Source organism: Ideonella sp. (genome assembly GCF_044358605.1).
Lineage (GTDB): Bacteria > Pseudomonadota > Gammaproteobacteria > Burkholderiales > Burkholderiaceae_C > Ideonella.
The window spans coordinates 67,280-78,025 of sequence record NZ_JBIKNQ010000016.1 but is presented as its reverse complement, the minus strand read 5'-3'; the positions used below and the strand labels follow the sequence as shown (position 1 = coordinate 78,025).

Genomic DNA, 10,746 nt, shown 5'->3' with positions numbered 1-10,746 from the left:
CTCTCTGGGATCGAAGCCAGCAACTCGCTCAGGACAGCTCTGGCCTGAAGTAGCGGCCAGCTTCGAATCGGCCAATGATCACATGAGACGTGACACATAGCGTTCTGAGAGAGGCCGTCGGGTAATTCAAGCGACAATGACGCAACGTTTTGCACAGTGGACCCACCATGAATTCTTTCATTCAGGCTGATGACGTCATCGAATGCCATGATCACTGCTTGGCAAGCTTGGACTGGCTTCGAGCGGAGAGCGTCCCTTCAGGTGATGGGCTGATGGCGTGGGTGCGTCGCAACCACTTCTTCAACAGCAGTTTGTGGGCCCAAGAAGACTTGGCCCGCCGCACCACCGTGAGCGCGGAGGAAATTGCCGGCAATAAGCGGGCGATCGACCGCTTCAACCAGGCCCGTAACGATGCGACCGAGCGGGTCGATGAAATTCTGTTGACGGCGCTAGGCCTGGTGGATGCAGCCTCGGCGCGCACGGATACCCCTGTGTCGACCGTCCCTGCGGGCGCGCGGCTGAACTCGGAGACGGCCGGCAGCATCATCGACCGCATGTCCATCATGGCGCTGAAGATTCACGCCATGCGCCAGCAGACCCTGAGGCAAGACGTGGACGAAGCGCATCGCGCCTCCAGCGCGGTCAAGCTGGAGCGCTTGCAGCAGCAGCGCCAAGATCTGGGCGATTGCCTGGATGGCTTGTTGGCCGATGCCTTGGCGGGACGGGCCTATTTCAAGGTGTACCGCCAGTTCAAGATGTACAACGACCCGCGTTTCAATCCGGCGCTGGTTGCAGAGCGCGCAAACAAGGCCTGAACGGTGGCGCTGCGCGTTCTGGTGGTCAAAACCACCTCGATGGGTGATGTGGTGCACATGTTGCCTGCAGTGGAAGACTTGCTGCGCTGGCACCCAGACGCGCAAGTGGATTGGTTGGTCGAAGCACCCTTTGCGGCGATTCCGGCTCTGCACCCCGGGGTGCATCGCGTCATTCCTCAAGCCTGGCGCAAGTGGCGCAAGAAGCTGATGGAGCGAGCAACTTGGCAGGCCATTGGCAAGGTGCGTTCGGTTTTGCGAGCGCAGCCCTATGACTTGGTGATTGACGCCCAAGGTTTGCTCAAGAGCGTGATGTGGGCTCTGCAGGCCGAAGGCCCGCGCGTAGGCTTTGACCGGCAGAGCATTCGCGAGCCCTTGGCCAGCGCTTTCTACGACCGCAAGGTGGCGGTGTCGCGCAGCCTGCAAGCGGTGGAGCGCAACCGGCGCCTGATGGCGGGCGCGCTGGGCCGAGCCTTCGAGCCTGAGGTCCCCGCGCAGTTTGGCTTGGCCATTCCTCAAGAGGCGACGTGGGTCGCGCCGGTGGAGCGCTACGCCCTCTTGATCCCTTGCGCCAGCCGTATCGAAAAACGCTGGCCAGAGCCTGACTGGGTGGCGGTGGGCGAGCGCTTGAAGGCTGCTGGCTTGGGGCTGGTGATCTTGTGGGGCTCGCCCGATGAAGAGCAACTCGCTCAATGGCTGGCTGGCCCGTTGGGGGCGGCTGTGCCGCCTTTTCTGACGGTGCGAGAGATGGCGGCCGTCATTGGGCGCGCGCAAATGGCGGTGGGCTTAGACACAGGCTTCAGCCACTTGGCTGCGGCGTATGGCCTGCCGACCGTGGGCATTTATTGCGACCATGAGCCGGGCTTGGCCGGCTTGACCGGCCCGGCACTGGTTCAGAGCCTGGGTGGCAAGGGCCAGATCCCTGGGCGTACCGAGGTGCTGGGTGCCGTAGATCGCGCCTTGGCGACGCTAGCAGTCAGTTCGGCCCGCGACTGAAGCCGTTGTCTATTGGTCTTCGATGCGCTGAGGCGGGAAGCTGTCCCAGCTCAAGCAACCTGGGCACTGCCAGAAATAGCGCTGGGCTTCAAAGCCGCAGGCGGCGCAGCGGTAGCGCTGCATCGGGCGCCCTGCCTTGTCCAGCGCCTTGCCGACGGCTTCGGCACATTCTGCTGTCCATTGGTCGACTGGGCGGCTGAGGACGGCCTGCGCGGCCGACAGTGTGGCCTGCTGCTTCAGATAGGGCAACACCAAGGGCGATTGCGCCAGTGCTGCGCCGTCCAGTGCTGCGAGCGCTTTGATGACATCCAGTGAAGGATTGGCCTCATGGGCGTTGGAGAGGGTTGCGCGTGCCCGCTCAACTTGGCCGCAGGCCTGCCCGGCCTGCGCATAGGCCAGCGCCACGAGCGAGAAGCTGGCCAGATCAACTTGGCGCAGGGCCTCCCATGCGGTCATGGCGTCAGCAGCCTGCCCTGCGTCTAGCGCACGCTGGCCGGCAATGAGCTTGGGTCGCGGCGCCTGATGAGCGGCCTGGTGCGCCAGGGCCAGCGCCTCCGCGGCCTCGTGGCTTTGTTGGCGCGCGTCGGCCTCCAGTGCCACTTCGCACCAGTGGTGAGAGATGCGCTGGCCAAAGGCACCGGCGCCAGAGGCTTCCAAGGCGCGGGCCATGTCAGCGGCATTGCGCCAGTCACGGGAGCGTTCGTAGAGGTTGAGCAAGGCTAGGCGCGCTTCGCGGTCATGCTCGCCGCCCACCAAGGCGCGATAAGCGGCTTCGGCACGGTCGAACAGGCCGGCCTTCATGTAGTCCTGCGCCAAGGCATGCTGGGCGCGGTCGCGCTCGGCCATGGGTAGGTCGGCACGCGCCAGGAGGTGTTGGTGTACCCGCACTGAGCGCTCAAACTCGCCCCGGCGACGGAACAGGTTACCGAGGGCGAAGTGCAGCTCTGTGGTGTCCGGGTCGTTCTGAACGGCTTCGATAAACGCGTCAATGGCCTTGTCCTGCTGCTCATTGAGCAGCAAGTTCAAGCCCTTGTAATAGGCCTTGGGCGAGTCCACATGCTCGCGGCGCATCTGGCGCACATCCAGGCGCGAGGCGAGCCATCCCAAGACGAAGGCCAGCGGCAGGCCGATCAACAACCAGGCCTGCAGGTCAAATTCCATCGGGGATCACGGGTGCTTGTGGGGAAGAGGGGCTTGCAGTCTGCTGAGCAGTCGGAGTGGATTGCTGGGCGAGCTGGGCCTTTTGGCGTTGCCGCCACCACGACGGGGCCATGGCGACCACGCCAAACGCCGCGCCCGCTCCAAACGCGGCCAACACCACCATGACCATGGGTGCCGACCAGCTCTGGCCGAAATACCAGTGCAGGGTGGCCGTGTGCAAGTTGTTCAGCGAGAACGCGAACAAACTGAAGAGGATGAAGGCCCGCAAGAGCCAAACCAGGATGCGCATGAATGCTCCGATATGGCTGCATTGTAGGAGCATGCGCGCGGCTGCTCGCAGGGCGTTGCGCCCATGAAAAAAGGGTCCTTGCGGACCCTTAGCAGAGATTGAGCGTGAGCCAGCCGTTCAGGCTGCGGGCCCTGACTCGGCCGGTGCGATGGCGTCCACCCCTTCGCGCAGGGCTTTGCCCGGCTTGAAGTGAGGCACCAGCTTTTCAGGAATCGTCACCTGCTCGCCAGAGCGGGGATTGCGCCCCACCCTGGGCGGGCGCCGATTGATCGAAAAGCTGCCAAAGCCCCGGATCTCGATGCGGTGCCCACGCGCCAGCGCGTCGGACATCGCATCAAGAATGGTCTTGACCGCGAACTCGGTGTCGCGCTGAGTCAGTTGCGCAAAGCGCTCTGCCAGCTTGGCGACGAGGTCGGATCGAGTCATGTTCAGGGTTCGCTCAGTTCAGCCGTGACTCAGTTGCCCGAGTTGTCCAGCTTGGCGCGCAGCAGAGCGCCCAGGCTGGTGGTACCAGCGTTCTCGCGCTCGTTGGTCTGCGAGAGGCGCTGCATGGCTTCTTGCTGGTCAGCTTGATCCTTGGCCTTGATGGACAACTGGATGTTGCGGGTCTTGCGATCCACGTTGACGATCATCACGGAGACTTCGTCGCCTTCCTTCAGAGCCACGCGAGCGTCTTCGACGCGGTCGCGGCTGATTTCAGAGGCACGCAGATAGCCCATCACGTCGTCGGCCAGTTGCACTTCAGCGCCACGGGCGTCAACAGTCTTGACCACGCCGTTCACGATCTGGCCACGGTCATTGACCGAGGTGAAGGTCGCGAAGGGGTCGCCATCCAACTGCTTGATGCCCAGGGAGATGCGCTCGCGCTCGATGTCGATGCCCAAGACCAGGGCTTCGACTTCTTGGCCCTTCTTGTAGTTGCGGACAGCGGCTTCGCCAGTCTCTTGCCAAGACAGGTCGGACAAGTGCACCAGGCCGTCGATGCCGGCAGCCAGGCCCACGAACACGCCGAAGTCGGTGATGCTCTTGATCGGGCCCTTGACCTTGTCACCGCGCTTGACGGTGGCAGCGAACTCTTCCCAAGGATTGGCCTTGCACTGCTTCATGCCCAGGGAGATGCGACGCTTGTCTTCGTCGATTTCCAGAACCATGACTTCGACTTCTTCACCCAAGGTGACGACCTTGGAAGGAGCGACGTTCTTGTTGGTCCAGTCCATCTCGGACACGTGCACCAAGCCTTCGATGCCGGGTTCGATCTCAACGAATGCGCCGTAGTCAGCGATGTTGGTGATCTTGCCGAACAGACGAGTGCTGTTGGGGTAGCGGCGAGCCACGCCCATCCAGGGGTCGTCGCCCAGTTGCTTGATGCCCAGAGAAACGCGGTTCTTCTCGGCGTCGAACTTCAGGACCTTGGCGGTCAGCTCTTGACCCACGGTCACCACTTCGGACGGGTGACGGACACGGCGCCATGCCATGTCGGTGATGTGCAGCAGGCCGTCGATACCGCCCAGGTCCACGAACGCACCGTACTCGGTGATGTTCTTGACCACGCCGTTGACGATGGCACCTTCGTGCAGGGTTTCCAGCAGCTTGGCGCGCTCTTCGCCCATGGAGGCTTCGACCACAGCGCGGCGGCTCAGCACCACGTTGTTGCGCTTGCGGTCCAGCTTGATGACCTTGAAGTCCATGGTCTTGCCCTCGAACGGGCTCATGTCCTTCACGGGGCGGGTGTCCAGCAGCGAGCCGGGCAGGAAGGCGCGGATGCCATTGACCAACACGGTCAGGCCGCCCTTGACCTTGCCAGAGACGGTACCGGTCACGAAGTCGCCAGACTCCAGTGCGGTTTCCAGGGACAGCCACGAGGCCAGACGCTTGGCCTTGTCGCGGGACAGGATGGTGTCGCCGTAGCCGTTCTCAACGGCGTCAATGGCCACCGAGACGAAGTCACCGACTTGGACTTCAACTTCGCCCTGGTCGTTCTTGAATTCTTCGATAGGCACATAGGCTTCGCTCTTGAGGCCTGCGTTGACAACCACAAAGCTGTGGTCGATGCGCACGACTTCAGCGGTGATGACTTCACCGGCGCGCATTTCGCTCTTCTGCAGCGATTCCTCAAAGAGGGCGGCGAAGGATTCTGTGAATTGGGACATGAGAGGTTTCCGTCAATCCAGCACCGCTAAAGGCGCCGGACAAGCATGTGCAGTGCAAGCACTGCGGGTTAGGTTGATGAGATCACGGCCCTAAGCGGTGTGTTGCACACCAAGAAGGAGGGCAGTGGGCCCAGATCGCTGAAAAGCTTGGCACTGAGCGGGCTCAATGCGCGGCTTTCGGCGCTTTGCGTTGCTCCCACCAACTCAGCACCTGATCGACCGAGGTTTCGATCGACAAATCAGAGTTATCCAGCAGCAACGCATCTTCAGCGGGCTTCAGAGGTGAGGCCGTACGGTTTTTATCCCGCTCGTCACGCGCCTGCAAATCCAGCAAAAGACTGTCGATATTAGCGGAAATTCCCTTAGCAATCAACTGCTTATGGCGGCGCTGGGCGCGCTGTTCGGCGCTGGCTGTCAGGAAGACCTTGAGATCGGCCTGTGGAAAGACCACCGTGCCCATGTCCCGCCCATCGGCCACCAAGCCGGGCAGGCGCCGGAAGCTGAGTTGCAACTCATGCAGGGCCTGGCGCACTTCGGGGTGAACCGAGACCTGTGAGGCCAAGCCGCCGGTGGACTCCAGGCGCAGCTCATGCGAGATCTCCTGGCCCTTGAGCCAGATGAGGTCACTCTCAAAGCGGATGTCCAATTTGGCAGCGATGGCGGCGACCGCCGGGCCGTCTGTCAGTGCCACTCCGGCCCCTTGGGCTGCGAGTGCCGTAGCGCGGTAAAGCGCGCCCGAGTCCAGCAGGTGATAGCCCAAAGCGCGGGCCAGCTCAGACGCCAGCGTGCCTTTGCCCGACGCCGTGGGACCATCGACCGTCAACACCGGGATCGCCCCCGGCGCGGCCGACACCACACTGAACAGAGTTTCGAAGTAGTCAGGGAAGGTTTTGGCCACGCACTTTGGGTCTTCAATACGCACGGCGACAGCGGGCTGGGCGCCAGCCAGGGGGTTCAGGGCGGCCAGCGACAAGCACATGGCCATGCGATGGTCGTCATAGGTATGAATGCTGGCGGAGTGCCACCGCTGCAGCGGGGCGACTTCGATGAAGTCATGCCCCTCGATCACCTCGGCCCCCAGCTTGCGCAACTCGCAGGCCATGGCGGCGATGCGGTCGGTTTCCTTGACCCGCCAGCTTGCGATATTGCTCAGCCGAGTGGGCCTGTCGGCATACAGGGCCATCACCGCCAAGGTCATGGCAGCGTCGGGGATGTGGTTGCAGTCGAGCGCAATGCCCTTGAGCGGCCAGCGGCCGCGCTTCACCTCCAGCCAGCCTTCACCGCCTTGAACCTGTGCACCCATGGCTTGGGCGGCTTCTACAAATCGGATATCGCCCTGAATGGCATCCAGGCCCACGCCCTCGATGCGGATGGGGTGTTCCGTCGCAGCCAAGGCACCCAAAGCCACAAAATATGAGGCGGAGGAGGCATCGCCTTCCACATGAATGCGGCCAGGCGTGCGATAGGCCGAGCCTTGGGGAATCACAAAGCGTTGGTAGCTGTCGCGGTGAACCGTGATGCCGAAGCGTTCCAGCAGCCGCAGGGTGATGTCAATGTAGGGTTTGGAGATCAGCTCGCCCTCTACCTCTATGGTCACTGGGCTGTTCTGGCTGACCAGAGGCAGGGCCAACAACAAGGCGGTCAAGAATTGACTGGACACATCCCCGCGCACGCGGATGGGGGTGACTGTGTCCAAGGAACCCACTGCGCCACAGCCGACTTGCAAGGGTGGGAAGCCGGCCTGGCCCAGATCGGTGATGGGGCAGCCCAGTTGGCGCAGCGCATCGACCAGATCGCCAATCGGCCGCTCATGCATGCGCGCCACGCCGGAGAGTTTGAAGGCGGCCCCTTGCGTGGCGGCCAAGACAGCCAGCGCGGCCGTCAAGGGCCGCATCGCCGTGCCGGCATTGCCCAAAAACAATTCGGCCTGGCGGACTTTGAGCTGGCCTCCCAGGCCCGTCACACGCAACACACCTGGGCTGCGCTCCAAGGTGCAGCCTAGTTGTTCCAGCGCGGCCAGCATTACCCGCGTGTCGTCAGAGTCCAGCAGGTCGTGGACATCCGTGGTGCCATCGGCCAGGCCGGCGAGCAAGAGCACGCGGTTGGAAATGCTCTTGGAGCCGGGTAGGCGCACCGTGCCGGCGGCAGCGGTCAGGGGAGGGATGTCGAGAAATGCGGTCGTGTACATGGCCATCGCCAGCCCAGCTGGCGCGAGGAAAACTTACTTTTGACGGGCGTTCAAGCGCCAATGGCTGCGCACTTGGGCAACCCCTTGAATCAAGGCTTCTAAGGAGTCGCCTTGGCAGTCCTTGAGGCTTTGCTCCAGCACACCCAGGGCACCGCGGAAGCGCTCGGACTGCTTGAGCACTTCCTCGCGGTTGGCGATCAGAATGTCGCGCCAGATGGCGGGGTCACTGGCAGCAATGCGAGTGAAGTCCCGAAAGCCCGGCCCGGCCAACTGTAAAAAGGTTTCGCTCTCCTTTTGCTGCATCACGCCAGCCAAATAGGCGAAGGCCAGCAAATGCGGCAGATGGCTGACGGCGGCGAAGGCGGCGTCGTGGTCTTCGGCCGACATGATGCGCACCTGGCAGCCCAGCGCTGTCCAGAGTTGCTCGGCCTGCACCACCAGCTCTGGCTGAGTTTGCGCGATGGGGGTCAAGATGACCTGCCGATCACGGTAGAGCTGGGCGTCGGCATGCTCCACGCCGGCCAATTCTTTGCCAGCGATGGGGTGCGCCGGGACAAAGGAGCCGATGCGTTCACGCAGAGTGCGCCGAGCGGCATCCACCACATCGCGCTTGGTGCTGCCCACGTCCATCAACAGCACTTCGGGTTTGACCAACTGACGGATGGCTTTGAAAGTGGCATCGGTAGCGGCCACGGGAACGGCCATCAGCACGATGTCTGAGCCTGCGACGGCCAGCAGCGCCGATTCGGCGGGCTGATCGATCACGCCCATCTGGCGCGCCCGCTCGGTGGTGGAGGGGGACTTGCTGTAGCCCACCACCCGACCGACCAAGCCAGCCTGCCTCATGGCTAAGGCGAAGGAGCCGCCCATCAGTCCGCAGCCGATCAGGCCCAGTTGTTGATACTTCACTGGGAGTCTCTCAATGCGTGTCCAGGGGATAGGTGCCTAGCACCTTGAAATAGGCACAGGCCTCGCGCAACTCTTGCAGCGCCACCTGCACCTGGGGCTCGTCAGGGTGGCCTTGCAGGTCGATGTAGAAGTAGTACTCCCACTGGCCTGAACGCGCTGGCCGCGATTCAAAGCGGGTCATCGAGACCCCGTGCTTCTTGAGCGGCACCAACATGTCGTGCACCGCGCCCGGCCGGTTGCTGACCGACACCACCAAGCTGGTGCAGTCGTGGCCTGAAGCCTTGGGTGCAGGGTGTCGATGCGGGTCCGTGACGATGGCAAAGCGAGTGCGGTTGTGCGGGTCGTCTTGAATGGCCGGTGAGATGACGTGTAAGCCGTACTCACTGCTGGCCCGGACGCTGGCAATAGCAGCCAAGCGGCTATCTTGCGCGGCCATGCGGGCGCCTTCGGCATTGCTAGAAACTGGCCGACGCTCGGCATGCGGCAAGTGGGCCGAAAGCCAGCCGTGGCATTGGGCCAAGGCTTGCGGGTGGGCGCACACCGCCTCAATGCCTTCCAGTGCATTGTCCTTGCGCATCAGGTTGTGGCGCACGAACAGGCTGGTCTCGCCGATGATGAACAGCGGCGTCGTCAAAAAGATGTCGAGTGAGCGGGCGACCACGCCTTCAGTGGAGTTCTCAACAGGCACCACACCAAAATCGGCCGCACCGGCGGCCGTCGTGCGAAACACTTCATCGATGCTGGCGCACATGACGCGCACCAAGGAAGACCCGAAGTAGCCTAAGGCGGCTTCTTCACTGAAAGTGCCCGCGGGGCCAAGGTAGGCGACGCGCGTGGGTGTCTCCAAGGCACGGCAGGCCGACATCACCTCGCGCCAAATCGGCGCAATGGTTTCTGTCATCAGCGGGCCTTGGTTGACGGCCTTGAGGCCATCAATCACCTGCGCTTCACGCTCGGGCCTGAAGACCACCGAGCCTTCTTTCTTCTTGAGCGAGCCGACCGCCAGCGCCAAGCTGGCCCGCTTGTTCAGCAGGGCCAACAGTTCGCGGTCAACGGTGTCGATCTGGTGCCGCAAGGCCAGCAGTGCTGGCGGCGTGTCGCTGGAGGCAGCGGGTGGGGAGCTGGGGGAGGGAGCATCAGCCATGGCGGCGGGCAAAGTCCTGCATGTAAGTCACGAGCGCCTGCACACCTTGCAGTGGCATGGCGTTGTAGATCGATGCACGCATACCGCCCACGGACTTGTGGCCCTTGAGTTGCAGCAGCCCAGCTTCTTTGGCTCCCGCCAGAAACGCGTCGTTAAGCGTCTCTTGGCTGAGGAAGAAGGGCACGTTCATCCGCGAGCGCGCGTCATGCGCCACACGGTTGGCATAAAAACCGCCGTTGTCGTCCAGGTAGTGGTACAGCAAATCGGCCTTGGCCTGGGCGCGGCGGTTCATCTCGGCGATGCCGCCTTCGCCCTTCAGCCATTGAAACACCAGCCCAGCAATGTAGATGCCATAGGTGGGTGGTGTGTTGTACATGGACTGGTTATCAGCCACGCACTTGTAATCGAAGGCGGACGGGCAGATGGCCAAAGCGTGGCCGACAAGGTCTTCACGCACGACCACAATCGTCACGCCCGCAGGCCCGATGTTCTTTTGCGCACCCGCAAACAGCAGGCCGACACGCGACCAATCGACGCTGCGCGACAGAATGTGCGAAGACGCATCCACCACCAGCGGCGCGCGGCAGCCCAGCGCGGCCAGGTCAGGCAGGGTGTGCATCTCAACGCCGTCAATGGTCTCGTTGCTGCAGACATGCACATAGGCCGCGTCTGCGCGCAGGCGCCATTGCGTGGGGGCGGGCAGGTCTATGTGGCGGCTTGCTTCGTTGCTGGCCGCTGCCTGGGCATCGCAGTAGCGCTGTGCTTCCTTCAGCGACTTTTTGCTCCAAGAGCCGGTGACCACCACATCCACTGCGCCACCGCGCGACAGGTTCATGGGCACGATGGCGTTTTCACCCAGGCCACCGCCTTGCATGAACAGCACACGGAATTGTGGCGGCACAGCCAGCAGTTCACGCAGATCGCGCTCTGCGGCTTCATAGATGGAGATGAACTCTTTGCCACGGTGGCTCATCTCCATCACGCTCATGCCGCTGCCGTGCCAGTCCAACATCTCGTCGGCAGCACGCTGCAGAACGGCCTCGGGCAAGGCCGCAGGCCCAGCAGAAAAATTGAAGGGGCGCTTGAGCATGGCCGCA

At 62.8% G+C, this 10,746-nt stretch carries 10 protein-coding genes; 2 read left to right on the top strand and 8 right to left on the bottom strand.

Annotation, left to right across the window (positions count from 1 at the left end):
• The first annotated feature begins 167 nt into the window (after positions 1 to 167).
• Positions 168 to 815, top strand: a complete 648-nt coding sequence (locus ACIQ3Q_RS08095) for a DUF4254 domain-containing protein (protein WP_396268537.1) — start codon at positions 168 to 170, stop codon at positions 813 to 815.
• Positions 816 to 818: 3 nt separating this feature from the next.
• The gene (waaC, locus tag ACIQ3Q_RS08090; RefSeq protein WP_396268536.1) at positions 819 to 1,808 is read left to right on the top strand and encodes a lipopolysaccharide heptosyltransferase I; all 990 of its coding nucleotides are present in this window, start codon (positions 819 to 821) and stop codon (positions 1,806 to 1,808) included.
• Between the two features lie 9 nt (positions 1,809 to 1,817).
• Here waaC and lapB read toward each other — a convergent pair whose 3' ends face one another.
• The 8 genes from lapB to serC all read right to left on the bottom strand — a co-directional run bounded on the left by lapB (position 1,818) and on the right by serC (position 10,739).
• Positions 1,818 to 2,969 (bottom strand): lipopolysaccharide assembly protein LapB, encoded by a 1,152-nt coding sequence (lapB, locus tag ACIQ3Q_RS08085; RefSeq protein ID WP_396268535.1) that lies wholly within the window; start codon positions 2,967 to 2,969, stop codon positions 1,818 to 1,820.
• A complete protein-coding gene (locus tag ACIQ3Q_RS08080; RefSeq protein ID WP_396268534.1) occupies positions 2,959 to 3,258 on the bottom strand; it encodes a lipopolysaccharide assembly protein LapA domain-containing protein in 300 nt (99 codons plus the stop codon). The genes lapB and ACIQ3Q_RS08080 overlap by 11 nt, the downstream gene beginning before the upstream one ends.
• Before the next feature lie 117 nt (positions 3,259 to 3,375).
• A complete protein-coding gene (locus ACIQ3Q_RS08075) occupies positions 3,376 to 3,684 on the bottom strand; it encodes an integration host factor subunit beta (protein ID WP_396268533.1) in 309 nt (102 codons plus the stop codon).
• A 29-nt stretch (positions 3,685 to 3,713) separates the two neighbouring features.
• Positions 3,714 to 5,408 (bottom strand): 30S ribosomal protein S1, encoded by a 1,695-nt coding sequence (gene rpsA / locus ACIQ3Q_RS08070; protein ID WP_210807804.1) that lies wholly within the window; start codon positions 5,406 to 5,408, stop codon positions 3,714 to 3,716.
• 163 nt (positions 5,409 to 5,571) lie between these two features.
• Positions 5,572 to 7,596 (bottom strand): bifunctional 3-phosphoshikimate 1-carboxyvinyltransferase/cytidylate kinase, encoded by a 2,025-nt coding sequence (locus ACIQ3Q_RS08065; protein ID WP_396268532.1) that lies wholly within the window; start codon positions 7,594 to 7,596, stop codon positions 5,572 to 5,574.
• 33 nt (positions 7,597 to 7,629) lie between these two features.
• Positions 7,630 to 8,505: a prephenate dehydrogenase gene (locus ACIQ3Q_RS08060; protein WP_396268531.1), complete on the bottom strand. Its 876-nt coding sequence runs from the start codon at positions 8,503 to 8,505 to the stop codon at positions 7,630 to 7,632.
• Positions 8,506 to 8,515: 10 nt separating this feature from the next.
• A complete protein-coding gene (gene pheA, locus ACIQ3Q_RS08055; protein ID WP_396268529.1) occupies positions 8,516 to 9,649 on the bottom strand; it encodes a prephenate dehydratase in 1,134 nt (377 codons plus the stop codon).
• Positions 9,642 to 10,739 (bottom strand): 3-phosphoserine/phosphohydroxythreonine transaminase, encoded by a 1,098-nt coding sequence (serC, locus tag ACIQ3Q_RS08050; protein WP_396268528.1) that lies wholly within the window; start codon positions 10,737 to 10,739, stop codon positions 9,642 to 9,644. Before serC ends, pheA begins: the two co-directional genes overlap by 8 nt.
• Positions 10,740 to 10,746 lie beyond the last annotated feature (7 nt).